This is a genomic window from Thermosporothrix sp. COM3, assembly GCF_059696735.1.
This window is the reverse complement of the sequence record NZ_AP019376.1, coordinates 2,340,512-2,360,670: the sequence shown is the minus strand read 5'-3', so window position 1 is coordinate 2,360,670 and position 20,159 is coordinate 2,340,512. Positions and strand designations below refer to the sequence as shown.

General features: G+C 53.8%; 19 protein-coding genes. 9 read left to right on the top strand and 10 right to left on the bottom strand.

Annotated elements, in window-relative coordinates; all coding sequences use genetic code 11:
* Window positions 1-390 precede the first annotated feature (390 nt).
* Together KTH_RS10175 and KTH_RS10170 are read left to right on the top strand one after the other, a co-directional pair.
* Window positions 391-618, top strand: a complete 228-nt coding sequence (locus tag KTH_RS10175; RefSeq protein WP_497618341.1) for a hypothetical protein — start codon at window positions 391-393, stop codon at window positions 616-618.
* A 248-nt stretch (window positions 619-866) separates the two neighbouring features.
* Window positions 867-1,493, top strand: a complete 627-nt coding sequence (locus KTH_RS10170; RefSeq protein ID WP_497618340.1) for a hypothetical protein — start codon at window positions 867-869, stop codon at window positions 1,491-1,493.
* A 2,843-nt stretch (window positions 1,494-4,336) separates the two neighbouring features.
* Here the strand turns inward: KTH_RS10170 and KTH_RS10165 are convergent.
* Genes KTH_RS10165 through KTH_RS10150 form a run of 4 tightly spaced genes read right to left on the bottom strand, consistent with a single transcriptional unit; the run spans window position 4,337 to window position 7,510 of the window.
* Window positions 4,337-5,557 (bottom strand): hypothetical protein, encoded by a 1,221-nt coding sequence (locus tag KTH_RS10165; protein ID WP_497618339.1) that lies wholly within the window; start codon window positions 5,555-5,557, stop codon window positions 4,337-4,339.
* A 60-nt stretch (window positions 5,558-5,617) separates the two neighbouring features.
* On the bottom strand, window positions 5,618-6,598 hold the full coding sequence (locus tag KTH_RS10160) for a hypothetical protein (protein ID WP_497618338.1): 981 nt from the start codon (window positions 6,596-6,598) through the stop codon (window positions 5,618-5,620).
* Complete coding sequence (locus KTH_RS10155) at window positions 6,570-6,875, bottom strand: hypothetical protein (protein ID WP_497618337.1); 306 nt, start codon at window positions 6,873-6,875, stop codon at window positions 6,570-6,572. The genes KTH_RS10160 and KTH_RS10155 overlap by 29 nt, the downstream gene beginning before the upstream one ends.
* A gap of 2 nt (window positions 6,876-6,877) precedes the next feature.
* Complete coding sequence (locus KTH_RS10150) at window positions 6,878-7,510, bottom strand: ABC transporter ATP-binding protein (protein WP_497618336.1); 633 nt, start codon at window positions 7,508-7,510, stop codon at window positions 6,878-6,880.
* On the opposite strand from KTH_RS10150, the gene KTH_RS10145 reads away from it, so the two are divergent.
* A complete protein-coding gene (locus tag KTH_RS10145; protein ID WP_497618335.1) occupies window positions 7,480-8,073 on the top strand; it encodes a hypothetical protein in 594 nt (197 codons plus the stop codon). The two genes, KTH_RS10150 and KTH_RS10145, sit on opposite strands and share 31 nt — an antisense overlap.
* Before the next feature lie 309 nt (window positions 8,074-8,382).
* Here the strand turns inward: KTH_RS10145 and KTH_RS10140 are convergent, their stop codons facing one another.
* Together KTH_RS10140 and KTH_RS10135 are read right to left on the bottom strand one after the other, a co-directional pair.
* Window positions 8,383-8,736: a hypothetical protein gene (locus tag KTH_RS10140; protein WP_497618334.1), complete on the bottom strand. Its 354-nt coding sequence runs from the start codon at window positions 8,734-8,736 to the stop codon at window positions 8,383-8,385.
* A gap of 65 nt (window positions 8,737-8,801) precedes the next feature.
* A complete protein-coding gene (locus tag KTH_RS10135; protein ID WP_497618333.1) occupies window positions 8,802-9,083 on the bottom strand; it encodes a hypothetical protein in 282 nt (93 codons plus the stop codon).
* Between the two features lie 294 nt (window positions 9,084-9,377).
* Here KTH_RS10135 and KTH_RS10130 point away from each other — a divergent pair, with 294 nt between their 5' ends.
* From KTH_RS10130 to KTH_RS10115, 4 genes are all read left to right on the top strand, one after another.
* Window positions 9,378-9,731: a hypothetical protein gene (locus KTH_RS10130; RefSeq protein WP_137686068.1), complete on the top strand. Its 354-nt coding sequence runs from the start codon at window positions 9,378-9,380 to the stop codon at window positions 9,729-9,731.
* 294 nt (window positions 9,732-10,025) lie between these two features.
* Window positions 10,026-10,328: a hypothetical protein gene (locus KTH_RS10125; protein WP_111326964.1), complete on the top strand. Its 303-nt coding sequence runs from the start codon at window positions 10,026-10,028 to the stop codon at window positions 10,326-10,328.
* Window positions 10,329-10,340: 12 nt separating this feature from the next.
* Entirely contained in the window at window positions 10,341-10,484 is a 144-nt protein-coding gene (locus KTH_RS10120; RefSeq protein ID WP_497618324.1) for a hypothetical protein, read from the top strand.
* A gap of 88 nt (window positions 10,485-10,572) precedes the next feature.
* Entirely contained in the window at window positions 10,573-10,704 is a 132-nt protein-coding gene (locus tag KTH_RS10115) for a hypothetical protein (RefSeq protein ID WP_497618326.1), read from the top strand.
* A gap of 171 nt (window positions 10,705-10,875) precedes the next feature.
* On the opposite strand, the gene KTH_RS10110 is transcribed toward KTH_RS10115, so the two are convergent.
* Window positions 10,876-11,247, bottom strand: coding sequence for a hypothetical protein (locus KTH_RS10110; RefSeq protein ID WP_137686066.1), 372 nt, complete (start codon window positions 11,245-11,247; stop codon window positions 10,876-10,878).
* 1,621 nt (window positions 11,248-12,868) lie between these two features.
* The gene (locus KTH_RS10105; RefSeq protein WP_497618329.1) at window positions 12,869-13,795 is read right to left on the bottom strand and encodes an SDR family oxidoreductase; all 927 of its coding nucleotides are present in this window, start codon (window positions 13,793-13,795) and stop codon (window positions 12,869-12,871) included.
* A gap of 316 nt (window positions 13,796-14,111) precedes the next feature.
* Between KTH_RS10105 and KTH_RS10100 the strand changes: the two genes are divergently transcribed.
* Window positions 14,112-14,954, top strand: coding sequence for a helix-turn-helix transcriptional regulator (locus KTH_RS10100; protein WP_497618330.1), 843 nt, complete (start codon window positions 14,112-14,114; stop codon window positions 14,952-14,954).
* Window positions 14,955-15,318: 364 nt separating this feature from the next.
* On the opposite strand, the gene KTH_RS10095 is transcribed toward KTH_RS10100, so the two are convergent.
* Entirely contained in the window at window positions 15,319-16,854 is a 1,536-nt protein-coding gene (locus KTH_RS10095; RefSeq protein ID WP_497618331.1) for a DDE-type integrase/transposase/recombinase, read from the bottom strand.
* Between the two features lie 391 nt (window positions 16,855-17,245).
* On the opposite strand from KTH_RS10095, the gene KTH_RS10090 reads away from it, so the two are divergent.
* On the top strand, window positions 17,246-17,764 hold the full coding sequence (locus tag KTH_RS10090) for a hypothetical protein (RefSeq protein WP_497618332.1): 519 nt from the start codon (window positions 17,246-17,248) through the stop codon (window positions 17,762-17,764).
* A 1,731-nt stretch (window positions 17,765-19,495) separates the two neighbouring features.
* On the opposite strand, the gene KTH_RS10085 is transcribed toward KTH_RS10090, so the two are convergent.
* Window positions 19,496-20,014, bottom strand: a complete 519-nt coding sequence (locus tag KTH_RS10085; protein ID WP_497618332.1) for a hypothetical protein — start codon at window positions 20,012-20,014, stop codon at window positions 19,496-19,498.
* Window positions 20,015-20,159 lie beyond the last annotated feature (145 nt).

The window sequence follows — 20,159 nt, the reverse complement described above, 5'->3', positions numbered from 1 at the left end:
AGCGAAAGAAAGGAACGCATGATGTCTGACGTGGACTCCTTCCTGACGATCCTGTCTATCATGAGTGACGATCTGTATCAAGCATATGTGCCAGAGGCAGGGGAAGTATGGCCGCAAGTCATATCCTTTCGCTTTCCGAAGTGCTCACACTGGCGATTACGAGCCAGTAGGACCGCTTCCGCTTCATCGTGCAGTACTTGCATCCGGCCTTCCTGACACTGCCGCACCGCAGTTAGCTGGAGCAGTTCAGAAGCAGTTCATGTAAGCCACCTGGTCAGACCAGGTGCGTCTGATGCTGGAGCTGACCGAGTGACTCTCTGAGGCTAGTCGTCATGCTCGGGTTGATATGAAGGGATCATGCTACGGTGCGCCGTCACGGCTCAGGGAGCTATGACCAACTCTGAGATTCCGCAGTCAACTGCACCGATCAGGCGCTGTTTGACAGCTTCTTGTCTGTGCACATTGTACTCCTGCGATGCTGCTGACATGGGAACAATGCTCTATGGGGTGTATTTGGTCGACCTCGGCATTGCGGGTGTGCGTACACAGCAGCAGGTATTTGAGGGTACTGGTTTGTGTCCCCTCTCAAGCGAGGAACGCGGCTTGATCGGGCCCTGAAGGGCGGCTGGGCAGCGTTTCTTCACGAGCCGACGCAGTGAGGTTAAGATGGTGTGCACAAAACTGCGCGGTTTTTTTCCGGCTCCAACAGGAGTGACCGCAGACGCACAAAGGGTCTTCCTGCTAGGGGTGGCGGCCAGCATGGTGAGGCTCTTCGCCTGTCTCTGGCTCAAAGCTTGACTTGGTCATCCCTTGCTGGCTGATTGTATGAGCTTTCCGTCAAGCGTTAACTTGGAAGAGAGGATACTATGAAAAAGAGAATCACGCTTTTATGTCTGTTTGCTTTGATTTTTCTCCTTATCCTATCTGGTTGTCAGCAAATACCAGACTATGCTCTTGACAACGCTCCTACTCTTACGCCTACAAAACCTGTGATTACTCTGCAAAAGCTACGAGAGAGACCTTTACAGCTTCCGACTTTGCCTCGTGGCGCGGATTGTCCGACGACATCTGTACATCGTTTCGGTCAACGAATTGTGATGGGAAGTGGACCAATTTATGTTGTTATTGAAACGATTCAAACTGCTGCTCAACCTGCTATTTTACAATTACGCCGTTTTGACCCTCATGATGCGAATGCCAGTGCTTTGAAAGATCCGGAGTGGAGACCTGCTAAAGCTCTTTGGTTTGCTGATACCAGTAAATATCAAGGAATAGGTCTTGTTCGTGGTCGGCAATTAGATGGTTCAGCAGTAGTTCTTTTCGATTATGATTTATCGAAGGATTTAGAGCTACCAGAGTTTACTCACACTCCTGAAGAGATCAACAGACCTTCTTATATTCGTATCAATCAGCAAAGTCCTGGCTGTTATGGTTTACAGATTGACGGTAGTAATTTTACCGATGTTATTATCTTTCAAGTAAAAAACGTGTAAATGTAGATATAATTTGAGGGTTTGGCGAAGGATGTATTAGAAAAATGAATATAGAAGAAAGTTAATCTCGTGAAGGGATAGAAAGGAATAGAGATGTAGTATAAGTATCTATAAGAGATATATCTTTGATGAGCACGAGGTTCGTGCGCGAAAAGCGCAGCAAGAGGTGGGGACTGCTTCAGCAACGGGAAAGGTCTCTTCTGGTTTGCTTGATGGAACAAAGCGTCGAAAAAGGGGTATCTTCAAAGTGGTTCCTGCGAAGTCCTCGCGACAGAACACAGAACACGGTGAGCGTACACGGTCACGCGAAGCTTGAACACAGTGAACGTTCACTGTGTTGTGCTGATGAAGCGGTGTCACGGCTCATTGGGGCTGTTGAGGATTGAAGCCTGATGCAAGGAAGAGGCTTCGGTGCTTCTTGAAGGGAGAATGGTGGATGGAACCTCCCAAATGCACTGCATATACCGTGTGAGAACGGCCGTTGCCGTGTTTTGAAGGGAGCGCGGTGGGACCCCCAAGCACCGAGCATGAAGCAGGTTCATCTCCCTTCCTTCAAGCGTCATTCCCTGCCCGTGATACCTGCGCATCGGGGCCAGGGAGGCAGATTGGTGGGCAACCACCGCCATGGTGCTCCTGTCTTCACGAGAGAGAGCAAAGCGTTGAAGATCTCTCACCGCTCATGGCGATGTTGCCCGACATCTTCGGGCAACATGCTCAAATGCGGAGCTGGCGGCCGCCTATTCTTCGTCTGTCACATCGCTTAGAGATGGTTTTCTCTTTTCCATTCTTGGATGGTATCATCTTTTCGAGATCGAGTTCCTAATAGTCTCTAGGTTAACCGGATTGAGAAAATAGACGTAAGGCCTATTGAGTCCTATTGAACGCAAACACGGCTTCGGTTGCTCAGTCGTATGCAGTAGAATATCAATAAGATGCGTGACGATTTGTCCTATCTGGTGTGCTACCAGATAACTGATTCTACTACTGTGATGTTTATTAGCAAGGTGGATTTTTTGAGGAAAAGCTGTGTGGAGGTACGTGCTACACCACAATATAACAAGACTGTGGGCAAGATTAACACCTGCCATATTGCGTAGTAGGTGGTCTATGCTACTTAAGGAAAGGGAGATATTGATCATTGGGGTGGTCTCTTCTCTACAAATGAACTGATGGCCAGCAGCAAGGAGGGAGGAGTCATTACTCAACAGGTTCTAACTCGACTGGATGCTCGAACGTGTTCTGGAGTACCAGCTGCCCTTTGTCTGCGCCATGTTGATAACATTCTATGTGTAGATATTTACCTGAGATACTTTTTGATAAAGTGCAGCCTTTTCTTTTGCTGTTGCATGCTATATGAGATGCTTTTCAACAAGGGCAGGTCAGTTTTACTGATAGTCTAGTATGCTAACGATATTTGTAAGGAGTGTATGTAGAACTGGCTGGGAATGTTTCTAGTGATTTTCATACAAATCCAATGCCAGTAAAAGCATCTTGGATAGCACATGCAGTGAAAGTTGAAGATGTGGATTTGGAGCTGTTTCCTGACATAGAACGACATGCTATTTTATTGTGGCGACGAGCACCTACAAGATAACAGAGAAAAGAGGAGGAAAAATGATGACGAATTTCTTGAGGACACCAGTTGGAATTATGTGTTATTCTTTTTGGATGGCAACAATAACAAGCGTTTGTGCAATTTTGACAAGCGTTGTGTACTACTATCTGGCAGAGACAGATGAGAAAAAATCGAAAATGCGAAAAAGGATTTTTACGTCAGCAGGATTGTTCCTTTTCTGGCTGATAGCGGCAATTATCACACAAATCTTTTTTTATCGAGCTGGCTCGTAAAATTTTTTACTTGTATGCTTGGTGTTGAAAGGACCATTATACCCCCGGGAAACATAGTATTGATCAGCATGGCAAGGAGCATCAGCGTAAATGCTGGCTTCCGAAAGAGTGTCACATCCAGTAAGGGATCAACCTGTTTGCGCTGCTGACGTACAAACAGAATGCTGCACATGATCCCGATACAGAGCGTGGCTATGGGAAGGAGCTGCAATCCGTGCGACGCGATCTCTTTCGTGCTAGCAGGTTTTAGTCTTGCTTCTAGGCTACAAATGTGCTACTACTCAAATCAGAAAATAAGTAGTTTTTGATGTGACGAATCATTTTCTTTTGTGGATACATCAAAATGCTACTTGCCACAAAGATGTATACTATTCTATATGCAGTATGCGCAGCTGTATGTTGCATTCATATGTTAAGGTCACCTCTGAAGGCGGTTTACGGAGAAGTGCATAGGCATTCCATGTGGCAATCAGCGTGAGGATTACTAGATAAAGGAGCACTATACACAGCCGTCCAAATGCTACCACCAATGAGGGGCGGCGGAGTGCTAGTTGTGTTAGTGTTCCTTGTTGCCACTTTCGTGCCAACAAGCCAAGCGATAGAAAGAGCGCGATGAGCGGGAGAAAATGTTCAAAGTCTCCTCTAAGCGCTGTGATATAATCGGGGCCCGGATCCTGTTGTACAAGACGTGTAAGCTGTTCAGCAGTCAGAGACTCATCGTTACTTATGAGTGTTGGAAGATAGGTGATATGGGCGAGGGCGAGCCGCAGATCAGAAGGATTGGCAGTCCCCAGCACCATCCCAGTGACCAGCGCAGCTCATAGAGAAGCACCCGAAAGCCCAAGAGGCGTTTGAGTGTTAGCGGGCAGGGAGATTGCGGGATCATTGTTGTACCTCGCCTTCGTTTCTGATACATTGCAGGGGATCTGTACTCTGTTTTGTTGCCATGCTTCCCGAGCAAATATAGGGGCCAGCCTCCTTTGTGAGGTCACGTCCTACAAGTTGGTCACGCCACGCTGCTGAAGAAAATGCAGGGTGGTGTCCCCTTGTGAGTGCTGAGCCTGGTTCTGAAGGAAGTGGGTAAGCGTTCCCTGCCCGATCTCCTGCTGAATGTGATAGAGATAGAGTCCCCCCGAGTCACAGGCTGTGCCCAGACGAAGCATCTCTTGATGCAAGATTTGATCGAGTTTTGGGTCTTTGGTCCTGGCGAAACCTGGCAGTGTATTGTCATGAAGCCGTTGACAAACATGCATAGTTTTTGACAGATAGGCTTTTCCAACCAGGCGATCGGTGGTGACTGCCGCACTGTATGCTGACAACAGAGTATTCAACCGCGAACTGTCGGCGATGGAAAAAGCGGGTTCCGGATTCTGAATGTATTTTGTCTCTTTTGTGGCGGAATAGGGTTTTGTCTGCTGCAACATCGTATTCCACCAGCCCATTGCTACCTTGCTTGCGGCCTGATCATACTGCCTCTCTTGTGAGTAGGAACCATAATAGGAGAGTGAGGATGTTTCAGGAAGAAAGGGCAGTCCTGCGCCAATCGCGGGTGTTTGCAGAAAGGGAACAACGACCAGCTTCCACTGCTGTTTTTGTTGTTGGGCGGGGGCCAGCCAGTGATGCAGCGCGAGCAGTTGTTGGACCTGTAATGTATATGCCTGCTCTTTTTGGGGGAGGAAGGAGGAGGCGCGATAGAAGAGGGTTGCCTGATCAAATGAGTGGTGTTGTGGGTTTGCCAGTGCTGCACTAGCTGCTTCTGGAAGACTTGTTCTCGTTTTGTGCAAAACATCGATCCATTGTCCATCCGCCGAACGCTGTACCGTTCCGGTAGAACTCCAGACCTGATAGGAGGCTGGAAAGCGCACCTGCAACCTATCGATGGGGAGACGAAAACCCTGTTGCACGGCTTCCTGAGTCCAGAGCAAGGGATACCAGGTCGAGCCAAAGCCCTGCAAAAACGCTACTTCTTGCCCGGCATAGCTCATGAACGCAGGGGGCTCTATTGGATTCATAAAGCGTCCGCCATTGACCTTGCTATACGCATTGCGTCCAGAGAGCAAGGAACCCTGATAGTGCAGGGTCAGTGTCACTGGCTGCCCATGTGCTGCGGGTGTGAGAGAAAGATCGACCTGCGTCCAGCCCTGCTCAGTGCGAAAGGGCAGATTGCCGCTTTCACTGCGAAGGCTCAGAAGTGAAAGCCCGCGATTGAGGGTCAAAGGAAATGAGGTCAGTCCTTCCTTTGCTGGCGTTACAGTAAAGGTGCTGGTAGCATCCAGCTAGCCCGTTCCCGGATCAATTATGACCGAAATCTGAAACTGGGAGGCATGAGCAGCAATGGGGCGAACGGGATTTTGGCCGAGGCTTTGATATGTAGCACGTGCCTGCTGTAAGGACAGGAAACTCGGCATGACTACTGCAATACAGAGTCCCAGCCCGATCAGCGGGATCAGGCGATCTGTTAGATTTGCCCAGACCGCGGGCTCCCGCAAGGGGAAACAGAGTATTGCGAGCGCTACTGCTATCAGAGCGAGCCCCCCGAGCAGGGCACTTTGAGCGAGTAACAGGATCCCCTCGGGCCCGGTACCGATACTGGCACTGAAGTAGAGGGTGAAGGCACTCAGGTTCAGCGGGTCAAACATCGAATATTGAGAAAAGAACACATGATAGACGACCAGGCCAGAAACCAGCAGTCCACCTGGCAAGGGGAAGGGGACAAGGCAGAGACCAAGCACCGTGGCAGCGGTAACCAGGAGAATACGCACTGGATAGAGAGCTGCGAGCAGTAACCACGGATCAAGCGGCAGCACGAGCTTGAGGGTTAGACAAAGGGTGAGCCCGCCTACCAGCAGCATCAGCCAACTGATCAGGCAGGCAACGATGGAGAGAGCTAGCCATTTGCCCACAACAGAGATCGACGGGGCGAATGGGTGGGTCCAGAGCTGTGCCGTGACCTTTCGTTGCCGATCTCGGTGAAAGAGCGACAAGCACAGAAACGGAGGCAGAAAGAGCAGGATGTTGAGGGCCAGCGTTCCTTGCTCAACAACACCTTGATAATAGTCAGGGACGAGTCTGTTGCTAACATACCAGAAAGCCAGGCCCATAGCGAGGCAACAGATGAGCATGCAGAGCCAACTGGCAGGGGAACGTCGTTGCAAGCATAACTCGTAGTGGCAGACAGAGAAGAGATTTCTGAGCTGGAGGAGAGTGCCATGCAGGTGGCCTGGACGTTCAACGCGAAGAGAAATGCTGTTCTTCATGGAAAGCGGTTGCTCCTCTCAGTGCGAAATAGCCATCGTCGAGAGTTGGGTCTACAGGTGTTGCAGCCGGTGAGGGTTGAGGGCCAGTGACGCGGGCAAGCACTTCATCAGTGTTGCCATCCGTGACGGGAGAGAGTGAGGCGACAAGGTTTGTGTCTTTTTGTCGCAGGGCCTGGACCTGTTCAAGTGTAGTACGCCAGAGCCAGCATTTTCCTTGTACCTGCTGCGTCAGCTCGCTTACGGTTCCTTGGAAGCGGATCTGTCCTTTTTCTAGCACAGCTAACTGGTTGGCACCAGTTGCGACATCACCGACAATGTGTGTTGAAAGGATGATAGTCTGCCCCGCTGGGCTCCCAGGGTCCCGAGGAGCATGCGGAAGCGCTGTTGCTCCACAGGATCGAGACCTGTCGTCGGTTCATCAATAATGAGTGCTTTTGGCTGACCGAGCAAAGCAACTGCCAGGCCAAGACGACGGCGCATACCCCCACTGAGTGAGCGAACCCGGGTACGGGCACGATCGACCAGATGAACTGCTTCAAGAGCCTCATCAACCGAGGCTGAAATGCGTGTAAGTCCTTGAAGTTCGGCCATATAGCGCAGCGTTTCACGTACAGTCAATTGCGGATAAAATCCTTGTTTCTGGGGGAGGAAGCCAAGCAGTGAGCGGATCTGCCAGCGCTGGCGATGGCTATCGTAGGGACCTATGGTCACTGTGCCAGAGGTTGGTTTCAGCAAGGTCGCGAGGATACTCAGCAAGGTCGTTTTGCCTGCTCCATTGCGACCAAGCAGACCAAAAATTCCTGGTTCGATGGTGAGTGAGATATCCCTCAGCGCCCATTTGTTCCCATAACGGCGAGAGCTATTTGTTAGTTTGATAGGAAATGAAGAAGCACCAGAAGATACAGGACACAAGGCAGAGACCTGCCCTTGGAGGTCATGTTCTTCTCTCAGCCCCTCACCTTGAGAGAGATGATGATTGTTCAATACCAAAGCCTCCTTTTGTCGCTCTGCTGCCCTTTTTTCAGCAGAAGCATATTCATTATTTTAAGCATACGCTAATAGAAGTAAAAAAAATAGGAGATTTTTGTAAAGAAGGAAGAGGAAAGAGACGTTATGCTTTGAAAGAAAGCACACTCTCCTGCTTAAGCGGGGGCAGAAAAAGAGGCGTGAGGAGAGAGAGGAAAACGGGCAGCGCAGCGAAAAGAGGGAGCAGGGGAGAGATGCAAAAGGAGGAGTCGCCAAAGAGCATGGCCCAGAGACGCGTGTATGGTGGGGCGAAAGGCAGGAGGAAGAAGCCATCAGCAAGCAGACAGAACGGTATCTGGCTCGTGGCGTGTGCCAGTCCTTATAAAACCCATTCTTGTCTTGAGTATGATCAATATGAACTTGTCGCTCTCTCCTTCATTGAGACAGGGCAGAAAGCGGGACAAGATGGAGGGAACATCCCGGACAAACAGGCTGAGCCGACCCACTGAGGATCTCAATTATAGGTGAGCATGCGGGGCTAGCCGGAGCGCTGCAAGAGGATCATTACCGCATGGAAGGAGGAATGCCGGATGAGCATTGTTGGGCATCCTGCTTTGAGCGGCAGCGAGAGGCTCATATTGACGTGCATTGAGCATTTCGACCGCATGTGTCCGCTTCTCATCGGCGTCCGATGAGGAGAGACCAGCATCCTTGCGTATCGATCTGCACGTCCTCCAACGGCGTGTGGTGGGGCCTGGGCAGCCTCAGAGGCTGCTCAGGTGCGATGAACACCCCCTCTTCGCGCAAGATGCGAGAGATCAATGTGGCTGGAACAAGGACCGGCCCGCCCGCCAGTTCAGGGTCACGGTGCTTCGCGCGAAGAGCAAGGTATGGGGGCCAGGTACCCGTTGCAAGCCGCCTGGTGGTTGTTCACGCAGTTGCAGGAGCCGACGGCGCCCCCGCTGAGAGCAGCGTAAGCGACGAGGTTGCCGGGGGGGAGTGAGGACGCGAGCAGCGCCCCGAAAGGACATCGGGGGGAGGGTGAGCGAAGCGATTGCGCCACGTTGAGACCATGCTGGGGAAGCAGCCGACCGCAGCAGCGACCAGTTGGGATGCAGGCGGAGCAGATGGCGCGTTGCTGAAGCCAGCGAGCTTTCGTCGTATACCGCCATGCAGATTCAGACACGAGGACACCATTGTTTCTTCTCGTCTGAAAGTGTTGAATACAAGCTATTCCTCATATTGGCATGAGTATAAGCATGTTATGCAAGTGTACCAGTTTCTGCGTTGTGTTGAAGGTGGGAACCCGGACCGTGATGGGTGGGAGCAGGCCCTGCACTGAGGAGCGCAGGCGAATGATCTTGTCATTGGTGGTACGGGTATCGGTGGGAGCGGAAGCAGCAAGCGTCATTGAGCCGGGGAGCGTGGCGAATGTGTTGATGGCAAGGGCGACAGCAGCAGGTGGAAGCAGCAAGCGTTTCAGCAGCAGCTTCGTGTGAGGGGTGTTGGGAGGTGCCATGTCTATTTGGGAGCGGGAACATCGAGGGGGATGGGACGGGAACGGGAAAGAGGGATGAGTGCTTGCCTTCTTAAGGGACCTTTTCCGGGAGAGAGAAATGAGCGTTAGCCGACAGTAATAGGAGGTGTAGATCTGCTCCTCCAGTTGCCTGACCGAGCGTATGTCGTTGAGTCCTATCACGGCCCGCTTGCCATGGCTCCACCTGGGTGCAATGGGATTGAGGCAGGGACTTTGGATGGGCAGAAACAACGGCAGAATGCGCACAGGAGTGCCTGAGGGTTTGACCTGCCGGTTGTGTTGGCGAATCCAGGTGCGCACGAGCTTACTGGAATCTCAGGAGCACTCTCCCAGATCAGCGGCCAGGCGCGTTGGCCCGGGGAGGATGGCAAGGATGAGGGCACAAAGTGGAAGCAGTGGACGTTTCTTCAGCAGCAGTATGTGTGGGGCGTCTTGAGAGGAGGCAGAGGGAGCGGGAAGATCATCGAGGGGGGGAAGGGGAACGGGAAAGAGGAGGGAGGGTTGCGGTTTCACAAAAGCGGGAAGTGGGAGGGATGGCAGGAGACAAGAGAGGGAAAGCGGGAAAAGGGAGGGAACGAGCCGGGAAAGAGGGGGGAGGGTTGCGGTTTCGCAAAAGCGGAACGTGGGTGAGATTGTTGGTGCAGTAAAAGCAGAGAAGGAAAAGGCGGGAGCGAGCCAGCAGAGGGAGGAGAGAGGGAGTGACCCAAGCAGGCACGCCGTCGCGGTTGTGTCTGGGAGGTGGAGCCGGTGGAGGATGAGGGGTGTGGTGGTTTGGAGCGTGTCCCCCACCACTCGTCTTTGCGGCGTCGTTGAGTTCGCGAGCGCATTGGTGTTGTGGTGCTGGGCTCCATGCTCAGACACGGCTTCCCTCCCGCAGGTTCCTCCGAAGCGGAAAGCGGGGTCCGTCTGCCCGGCCTGTTGAGGATGCCAAAAATCGGAACAAAGCCGGAGCAGGTACCTGTCCCGGGAATGGAGCAGCAGGTCCGGGTTTGGTGGAAAGAGGGGGGGGTGTTGCATCTTGTGGGGGAGCGTGCGATAGGGCATATGTTTCCGTTGCGAGAGAGGGATCAGGATGCTGTGGAAGCATATCTTTCATCCTCTGGGGAGCAGGTTGGTGCCAACGCAGATGACGAGGAGGAGACGTCATCGCAGGTTGCGGTCGTGCGTGACGGGGGGCTCTCTTCATCCGCTTGCGCGGAAAGTTTGCTTCCGCGTGGCATGAGATGAGAGGGTGCTGGCATGCGCTTTCAAGAGGAGGTGATGGACAAAAAGCGCTTTCAGAAGCTGGTGGCTGGAAGCGGGATCATCGGAGGAGGGTGGGACGGAACCGGGAGAGAGGGGGGAGGGTTGCGGTTTCGCAAAAGCGGAACGTGGGTGAGATAGTTGGTGCAGTAAAAGCAGAGGAGGAAAAGGCGGGAGCGAGCCAGCAGAGGGAGGAGAGAGGGAGTGACCCAAGCAGGGACACATAGGAGTGGAACAGCTTTTTGTGCTGATTGCTGAAGTGTTGAAGAAGGGATTGGTGAAGCTTGTTGGACGAGCGTCCTTGCAGAGTAAGAAGAGAAGCAGTGTGCATCGCGAATCGGGTAGAGGCAGCCTCTGGTAATGTGCAGAGAGCTGCTCGTTTTATTACCAGGCAGGAATGGGTGTCTCTTTGAGAAGAGACGCGAAGAGTCTGCTGGATCGGAGAAGTGGAATGGAAAGAAAGGCTTGTGGGATGATGTTGCCTCTTTAGCGCCGCTGGTTGGAGCTAAAGAGGAGCAACATGGTTTAACCTCTATGGCCAAGGCCAAATTTTTCTGGTGTGGCGGCGACTCTTTCTCCTTCGAACAGAGAAGTAATAGCCGAAGACGCTACCAAGAATGATGCTAGAGATCGTTGTTGACTGGAGGAGAATCGGTTCACGCGTGAGCATAAAGACAGAGAGAAGCAAGATGGCGATGGCAAGAGCCCCCCCTCCTAAAAGGCAGCGCATAAACGCTTCGCTGTTAAAATTCTTTTTAGGTGTTGGGGGTACTTTTTTCGGTTTGCGCGAAGACGCGGATTTCCTCTGTTTTTTTTGAGGAGAAAGGGAACTGTTTCTCCTATCTGTAGAAGAAGAGGTATCAAACTGGTATAGAATGTCGTTATACATGTGGTGGTCATCCATATGCCACCTCCTTTGTACTAAACGAGGGGAGCAGCACTTCTAACGCAAGCTCCCCGGACAACGGGACGCTACAGATGCGGCAACATCTGTAGCTTCTTTTTTCCTCAAAGACGATTTTTCCTGTATTCGAAGAAGAGCTGAACCCTCACGGAGGTAAAAAAATTGGGCTTGCTTGCCAGGAAGTTGAGAAGAGTAAAAAAAAAGACTGGGGAGAGTTTTCCCCGCTACCTCTCCGATCAGTAACAACATGTGACGCTTGTGAAATAATAACGTATAGGAATAGCTGTGAAAATAGGATAAGTACTTTCGTAATGATTATGTACTTACTTATCTTTGAATGAGATAGTAATGCTACAGAGTTTTATTAGAAAAAGGTGCTTGCTAAGCTGACATATCCCATTATGTACTATCTCATTGCTTTCACAGTACTTCCTCCCTCAACAATACTGCCTAAAACGGAAGAAGGAAGAGATATTCAAAGCCTTTCTCCAAAAAGTCCTCTGCTTGACGTCAAGCAGAGGGGCATGAAACCTGTTTGCTATCGCAGTGTATACGCGAGATTGCAGAATAAGAGTACAGAGGTTATAACCGATAATCCTGAAGGAGTCTCTCCTTGAGATGAGGGAGAGCAGAATCTGGAAGAGAAAGGAGGTCTGGCAGAAAGAAGTTAGCGAGGCGAGACTCCTCAGACCAGTGGCCCTAGAGTCTCTTTGGGCCGCTGCACTCTTCACAGAAGAGCGGATCTAGCTTTGCGGGCTCTGTGTGAGGGTGTGGTGCATCTTCAGGCGAGCCAGGGCCGGCCAGGTCGAGCAGGATGAGCTGCGTTGTCTGTGCGTGGTCCTCAGACCGGAGAGGTGCTCAGAGGGATGCCGGGGAGGGAAAGAAAGTGCTTGGTGTACTTGTCCGATTACGTGTCTCCCTCCTGTTTCCCTTGCGTGCGGGATGCTCCTTGAGCAGGCATCGTTGTTGCAAACGGATGCCTGCTTTTGCGCGAATCGACTGCGCTGAGCATGGAAGCACGAGGTTCGCGCAGAAAAGCGCAACAGGGGGAAGGGGCTTCATCAGCCGGGAGAAAGGATCTGCTGTGTCAGGTTCGTGTGGAAAAAGAGGGGAGGCTCAGGGGAGGTTCGCGCAGAGGGGATTTGGCAGTGGCGTGCCAGGCGCTCTCAGCAGAACCAGGGTTGCAAGGGCTCAGTGAAGACGTTGAGGATTGAAACATGTCGAGATGTGCGCGGCCGCGCTGCCTCTGCCACGTGGCAAGGGCTCAGTGAGGTTGTTGAGGATTGAAACGTTTTGGGATAGGGCCATCCTTCTACGACCAATTCTGTTGCGACGGCAGGGGGTATTGAGGGTGATCGCTGTTGTGAAACGCGGCTCGAAGCGCACGAGCGTATTCGCTTCCTTGCGTCTGACCCCTCGCATCTCTGCTTTGACCTGGGTTTGGAGGGGGAGGACCCCGACCGATATGCAGGATGACCCATATGGAAAGGATCCATTGCGAGAAAAAAGTGACTGGAGAAGAGGGGGAGGAGGGAAGAGGGAGCCGGGGTTTTCCGTGGCCCGGCAGCACGGACATGGAAAAGAACAAAGAGTTTCTTGAGCAATTCCGTGTGTGAAACGGTCAACGCGATGTTGAGCATGGCTCGTTCGTGAAGTAGTAATCGCCGTCGAGATCCGCCAGGAGAGCAGGTTGTACAGGATGCCACCCCACCCATTGTTGGGTCAGTGTGCTCGAGGCTGGGTTGTCTTGTGAAAAGAAGTGCCCGAGGAAGCCGAAGTGTGCGCTGGCCTCCTCGAGAGGCAGGGAGACGACCGGAACATTGAGGCGGCGACCAATGACGCTGGCAATGGCGCGTACTGGTATCCCTTCGTCGGCAACTGCGTGCAGCACTGATCCCGCTGGGGCCTTCTCTAGCGCTAATCGGAACAGATGTGCGGCATCAAGCCGGTGCACAGCGGGCCAACGATTCGAGCCGTCGCCTGGGTACGCCGATATGCCTTTGGTACGAGCAAGGCTGATGAGGGTCGGGACAAACCCGTGGTCGCCCTCGCCATGGACCGTCGGTGCAAGTCGCACGATTGACGTGCGCACGCCGCGCTTGGCCAACGCGATTGCCGCGTTCTCCGATGCGATACGGGGTGCGGTTGACCCGGCGTCGGCCACGTCCTTCTCCGTCCCGAGCTGCCCCTGCGGGAGAAAGAAGGTGAGCATCAATGTTCCCGAGGTGATCACGAACGGCTTGTCGGAGCCCTGCAGTGCAGCTCCGATGGTCTCGACTGCCCGCAGATCTATTTGCCCGGCAGCCACGTAGTCGGAGAAGTCGTGCATATATGCGAGGTGGATGACGCCGTCGGATGCCGCGGCTCCGCTTCGTAGACTGTCCAGATCATCAAGCGCCCCTCGGTGCACATCTGCACCGATAGCGGCAAGCGACGCAGCACTTGCGTCTGAGCGAGCGAGACCGAGGACCTGGTGCCCGGCAGCTAAAAGCTCACGGACGACGGCCGAGCCGATATAACCAGTGGCGCCAGTAACGAAAACTCTCATAGGAAAATCCTCCATCAAGAAACGTAGGGGTACGGCTTGGGTTGTGTGGCCACACGCATCACGTCAAGCGATACCCTATGACTGGTCGTGTGTTCAAACGGCGCATGCGCCGGGACGAGCAGCAATGAAGCCAGGACCTATCCCGACGACACGCGTTCCTTGCGCCAATACGCCTCGATACAACATCCTTGCAGGAAACGTTGTTTTCACCATATCGGAAGTGTATACGACGAGTGATCCCAGAACAAGATGAGTGTTGATCCTAGGAGTGAGACTCCTATGGTTCCGCAAGAAGGCGGATACAAGAGAGAGAGGAATGATGGGACGAGAACAAGAGACCCAGCGCTTGCAAGAACTGGGAGATTTTCTGCGCACCAGGAGGGCTTGGTTGGCTCCCGAAGACGTGGGCATGCCGAGAGGAAGCAGACGGCGAGCCCCAGGACTCAGACGCGCAGAAGTCGCCCAATTGGCAGGCGTCAGCGTGGACTGGTATACCTGGTTGGAGCAGGGACGCCCAATGAACGTTTCGACGCAGGTCTTAGAAAGTCTCGTGCAGGCCTTACGCTTGAATGCCGATGAGCGAGCGCCCCTCTTCTTCTTAGCGCGCCAACAACCTCCTCCAGCGAGGGCCATGGAGCCTGAAACCGTGAGTCCGGCGTTACAGCTCTTCCTCGATCATCAAGGTCTCAGTCCAGCCTTTGTGACAGGACGACGATGGGATGTGGTGGCCTGGAACGAAGCTGCCCGCGTCGTCTTTGGCGATTATGAGCAGATGAGCGCCCACGAACGCACCTCTATCTGGCGAATGTTCACCTCACCAATGTATCGGCAACTGCTTGTCGATTGGGAAGGGCATGCGCGACGGCTCTTCGCCCAATGGCGTGCCACGTGTGGTCGCTATCCTGGTGATCCCTGGTTGACAGAGTTGATCCAAGATCTGATGATTGCCAGCCCTGAATTTCGGGCCTGGTGGCCCGATCATGAGGTGCTCAGTGCGTCAGAAGATCACAAAATATTCAAGCATCCACAAGGAGGCTCTCTCGTGTTTGAGCTTGTCACGTTTCAGGTGTTTGACGCCCCAGATCTCACAGTGACTGTATACATCCCGTTGGACGAAGCAGATACACCAGCCAAGATCTCCCAACTGCTCTCTTCGTGATCAAGCGTCTCAAGTGGGTTCTGAGCAACCTTCCACGGTCAGGAGGTCATTGATCAGCCATCCTGCACGGGTTGAGCACAGAACGTGCCACGAGACCCTGCTCAAAGCGCAGGTTCCCTCAATTTCCAGGTGCCGATCAGCGCGATCCGCCGACTTTCGCCACAGTCTCAGATAACGGATCAGGGATGTTCACCATTCGGGGCATTTCCCACAAAGAGTTCCATACCCTACCAGAATCCCTTTATGACACCTCAAACAACGGTGGCTGGAGAACCAGCATGCGGCTTTTGCGTTTACGGCGACGAGACCGAGGCGGATCACGGATGATCACAAACCATTCGACATCGCCAGGTTACCACAGCTCTCATTGTGCAGACAGGGACCGATGATCATAGAGACGCGGATAGCCGACACGGGGAAAATGGTGATCATCTGGTGCCCACTCCACTGAGTGCCGTGAGAGCCGCTCCTGGTTGGAGTCAAGCATGAGCCCATCTTGCAAGCTATCGACCTGGACAGTTTCTTCGGCCAGATTCCGCTCACCATAAAGCAAGAAGTTGCGAAATCGCGCATAACCCGCCTTGTTCAAGCGTCGGGTTTCGCACATGGCAGAGAATGCCTGCTCCCCCAGCTCTGGCTCTGGTTGCACTCCATTCATCCATTGGAGGACAGCAGCAGGACTATGGCAACCATCGTCGCGCTTTTCATGAGCGAAAGGTCGCTGGTAGTTGTCGTCACGCATCCATTTATCATGAGCGGCAAGGAAATCTTCCCTGGTTTGTGCGCTTTCAAACGACCAGTCCGCCATGCGTCTTTGCATACCAAACGCCGCTGCTCTGGAATTTTGATAGGGACGCCCTTGCTTGATTTCCCTTTTCTCGATGTCAAGGTGCTCACACGTCCAGCGCGTATCGTGGGAGGTGAAAATCGTTCCATTGTCCGAAACGAGCGCCTCTGGAAGCCCAAAGTGGCGTATGGCATCATACACAACCGCAAAGAAAGCCTCGTTCTCTTGCTTGCGAGAAATGGCCGAGGCGAGCATGGCCCTTGAGAAGTTCTCCAGCACGCTAATACAATACACCATTCCTCCGCCTAAACGATGCATATCAAGGTCACGAACGTCCACAGACCAGAACTGCTGTCTCCGTTTGGCTCTGAATGGCATAGCAGCCTTTGGTCGTGGTTTGCGCGGCACTTGGAGATGATACCGTTTCCTCTTCATCGAACGATATCGACCACACGTGCTCCGCGAGAGTTTGATGCCCATCTGCTCCGGGGCTGCACTGACCCGATACGCGCCAATGTTCGGGTTTTCCGACCGCTTTTTGATTGCTTGGATCGTTGAAATAGCCACTTTCCTGGGGTGCTTGCGTGCGTGTGATTTGTCAGGCATTCCTGCGAACTGTTCTGCGGCAAATCGCCTGAGAATGGCGTGGCTGGTCGTTCTACTCACATCGAGATACTCAGCGATTGATTGAGCGTTCCCCCCGTCTCCATGCGACCTGATAACGGTTCGCCGTCGCGTCTCCCCATCCTCGATTTCTGAAGAGCGAGGAGAGCGGCGTTCTGTGGTTGTGGGTTTGGATCCAGAGGCTCGTATGAGCTTCATTGTCGCAGGAGCAGGCTTGCGATTGAACATCATAAAACAGATCGTTGCAATCTCATGAGGATGAAAGGCCGGGTATTGAGCGTGGAGGTCTATGATTTCCTGTCGGATATCAGGAGGAAGCGAACGTTTCTCTCCTTTCGGAACTGGCGGCGGTGGCCCTGCTGGGAGTCGAGAAGCCATTCCCGCTTGGCCAAAGAGATTGGCGCGATAGGAGCTGGTGCGTGGCGAAACGCCTGTTTCCGCACCTCGCTCCTTTGGGGTCTGGCCCCACAGGACGACGGGTCTTATCACTTCGTAATTCCTCTACGCCGTATCTTTACGGAGTGGTCGGATCTGTTGCCAGCCATGGGTTGGTTCGTGACGCTCATACCGACGTTGAGGCATGGAAGATCCCTCTTCAGAGAGGCGAGATGGGTTGAACTCCCTCTGAAGAGGATAGTTCATGGTTTCTCTTGTCCAGACAAGGAACCTTTGTCCACATCCGAATTTTTCTCGCAATGGATCCTTTCCATATGGGTCAACCTGCATATCGGTCGGGGTCGAGCTCTTCTTGATTGGGTGGAAGGGCCTGACCCGAGAGGCAGAGGATTTCAGGGAATGGGCAGCACAAGCAGGGATCGTTTGGTCCCTGGACAACAGGTGAGCCAGGGAAAGCGTCTGCTGATGCATCCAACAAGCCGACGTGGCGTTCCGCAAGGAAGTGGTATTCACGGGAGTTGCGCCTTCTTTCAAACGACAGGAGGAACTGACACGGATGCTGGTGTTGTGTCTGCTTGCGCAGGGGTGGCATGAAGCGGGGCCTGTGGTTGCCCCTGTGGGTGTGGCTGCGGTGGAAGCGACCTGGCTCTGTTGGGCGGAGGAGGGGAGCCCAGGCGGATGTGTGGCGAACGAGGAGCAGGCGCTCTGCCAGGTGGTTTTCCGGGTGTGGGTCTCTCTCATTGCGGCAGAGGAGGGAGAGGTCAGGAAGAGGAAGGGGGAAGCGGACGCAGCAGAGAAGAGGTGTGTATGTGCTGGAGAGGATGAGCGTGACGAGAGGGAGGCGGTGCCGGTGCGTTGCGGATCACAGGAACAGGGGAATGTTCCCATGAGGTCGAAACCAGCAGACAGGAAGTGTGCGTGCGGCCAGGCGGATATGAGTGATGGTCAGGAAGAGCGGTGGGGCGTGTGCCTGTGCGGGTGTTGGGAGCTGCATGGGGAGTGAGAGGCGCTGTGCTGACGGGGCGCAGCGAAGGAGTGCCGTTGCCTGCTCAGCGCAGATTGAGCTGGAGAGGGGGAGCAATCCGCGCTGGGGGCGCTGCACTGGCCATCCGCTGTCTGAGGACCCTGCATGCAGGAACAGAGGGCAGCGGAGGGCTGTCTGCCCCCCGTTGCTCGGGCGGTGATGTGCGTGAGTCGCGCGAGACTTCCTCGGTTGAGCGCCCCCTTTTCTGTCGTGCGAACGTGTTCTGCGTGTGAAGGAGACGCTGTGGAAGAAGAGAGCCTCTCTTTCCTCGTTGAGAGGTGTGAGCAAGGGTCGTTTGCGACCGGAAGGCGCTGTGTAGGGTGCTTTTGCCTTCTGATCTGCGGAGCGGTTCCCAAGAGAGCGATCCGAGAGAGGAGCGAGCGAGGCTGAGCTGTTGAAGGGGAAGGTTGTTCCTGGTGTTGCGGTGTCGGAGTGCGCTTGAGTGTTGCTGTCTATCGAAGGCGATCATCCTGATATCCGGAACAGAGATGTCTAAAAGGAACATTGCCCTACTCTCTTGTAGTAAAAGGAACTTTGGCTTCTTGTCATTTTGACTTGTAGTAATCGGTACTTTGCTGTTACTGCGTAACAAGCATGTGTTCCCTGGATGGTAGTAAAGCGAAAGAAGCAAGAGCTGCCGGGGTGGGTTGTTGAATTGCTCCGGGTATTGGGTGGTACGGTGCGCTGTGCAGGGGGTTTGAGCGGGTCTGGAGCGTTCTCCGTGCACCCTGTTCAAGGCACCGTGTCTTTGTCTCTCCTTCTGGCGGGCTGTTACTCCTACTACAATATGATGGCACGGGTCGGTTGTTCCCGCGGTGCCCCCTATGTTACAAGAATTACTTTCAGAAAGTAATTCTTGTAACATAGGGGGCACCGCGGGAACAACCGACCCGTGCCATCATATTGTAGTAGGAGTAACAGCCCGCCAGAAGGAGAGACAAAGACACGGTGCCTTGAACAGGGTGCACGGAGAACGCTCCAGACCCGCTCAAACCCCCTGCACAGCGCACCGTACCACCCAATACCCGGAGCAATTCAACAACCCACCCCGGCAGCTCTTGCTTCTTTCGCTTTACTACCATCCAGGGAACACATGCTTGTTACGCAGTAACAGCAAAGTACCGATTACTACAAGTCAAAATGACAAGAAGCCAAAGTTCCTTTTACTACAAGAGAGTAGGGCAATGTTCCTTTTAGACATCTCTGTTCCGGATATCAGGATGATCGCCTTCGATAGACAGCAACACTCAAGCGCACTCCGACACCGCAACACCAGGAACAACCTTCCCCTTCAACAGCTCAGCCTCGCTCGCTCCTCTCTCGGATCGCTCTCTTGGGAACCGCTCCGCAGATCAGAAGGCAAAAGCACCCTACACAGCGCCTTCCGGTCGCAAACGACCCTTGCTCACACCTCTCAACGAGGAAAGAGAGGCTCTCTTCTTCCACAGCGTCTCCTTCACACGCAGAACACGTTCGCACGACAGAAAAGGGGGCGCTCAACCGAGGAAGTCTCGCGCGACTCACGCACATCACCGCCCGAGCAACGGGGGGCAGACAGCCCTCCGCTGCCCTCTGTTCCTGCATGCAGGGTCCTCAGACAGCGGATGGCCAGTGCAGCGCCCCCAGCGCGGATTGCTCCCCCTCTCCAGCTCAATCTGCGCTGAGCAGGCAACGGCACTCCTTCGCTGCGCCCCGTCAGCACAGCGCCTCTCACTCCCCATGCAGCTCCCAACACCCGCACAGGCACACGCCCCACCGCTCTTCCTGACCATCACTCATATCCGCCTGGCCGCACGCACACTTCCTGTCTGCTGGTTTCGACCTCATGGGAACATTCCCCTGTTCCTGTGATCCGCAACGCACCGGCACCGCCTCCCTCTCGTCACGCTCATCCTCTCCAGCACATACACACCTCTTCTCTGCTGCGTCCGCTTCCCCCTTCCTCTTCCTGACCTCTCCCTCCTCTGCCGCAATGAGAGAGACCCACACCCGGAAAACCACCTGGCAGAGCGCCTGCTCCTCGTTCGCCACACATCCGCCTGGGCTCCCCTCCTCCGCCCAACAGAGCCAGGTCGCTTCCACCGCAGCCACACCCACAGGGGCAACCACAGGCCCCGCTTCATGCCACCCCTGCGCAAGCAGACACAACACCAGCATCCGTGTCAGTTCCTCCTGTCGTTTGAAAGAAGGCGCAACTCCCGTGAATACCACTTCCTTGCGGAACGCCACGTCGGCTTGTTGGATGCATCAGCAGACGCTTTCCCTGGCTCACCTGTTGTCCAGGGACCAAACGATCCCTGCTTGTGCTGCCCATTCCCTGAAATCCTCTGCCTCTCGGGTCAGGCCCTTCCACCCAATCAAGAAGAGCTCGACC

What these genes read in the sequence shown, in the direction of transcription:
- KTH_RS10175 (WP_497618341.1), top strand. Translation starts at nt 391, where the DNA reads ATGACCAACTCTGAGATTCCGCAGTCAACTGCACCGATCAGGCGCTGT.
- KTH_RS10170 (WP_497618340.1), top strand. Translation starts at nt 867, where the DNA reads ATGAAAAAGAGAATCACGCTTTTATGTCTGTTTGCTTTGATTTTTCTC.
- KTH_RS10160 (WP_497618338.1), bottom strand. Translation starts at nt 6,598, where the DNA reads ATGAAGAACAGCATTTCTCTTCGCGTTGAACGTCCAGGCCACCTGCAT.
- KTH_RS10145 (WP_497618335.1), top strand. Translation starts at nt 7,480, where the DNA reads ATGAAGAAGCACCAGAAGATACAGGACACAAGGCAGAGACCTGCCCTT.
- KTH_RS10140 (WP_497618334.1), bottom strand. Translation starts at nt 8,736, where the DNA reads ATGGCGGTATACGACGAAAGCTCGCTGGCTTCAGCAACGCGCCATCTG.
- KTH_RS10135 (WP_497618333.1), bottom strand. Translation starts at nt 9,083, where the DNA reads ATGGCACCTCCCAACACCCCTCACACGAAGCTGCTGCTGAAACGCTTG.
- KTH_RS10125 (WP_111326964.1), top strand. Translation starts at nt 10,026, where the DNA reads ATGCCAAAAATCGGAACAAAGCCGGAGCAGGTACCTGTCCCGGGAATG.
- KTH_RS10120 (WP_497618324.1), top strand. Translation starts at nt 10,341, where the DNA reads ATGCGCTTTCAAGAGGAGGTGATGGACAAAAAGCGCTTTCAGAAGCTG.
- KTH_RS10110 (WP_137686066.1), bottom strand. Translation starts at nt 11,247, where the DNA reads ATGGATGACCACCACATGTATAACGACATTCTATACCAGTTTGATACC.
- KTH_RS10105 (WP_497618329.1), bottom strand. Translation starts at nt 13,795, where the DNA reads ATGAGAGTTTTCGTTACTGGCGCCACTGGTTATATCGGCTCGGCCGTC.
- KTH_RS10100 (WP_497618330.1), top strand. Translation starts at nt 14,112, where the DNA reads ATGATGGGACGAGAACAAGAGACCCAGCGCTTGCAAGAACTGGGAGAT.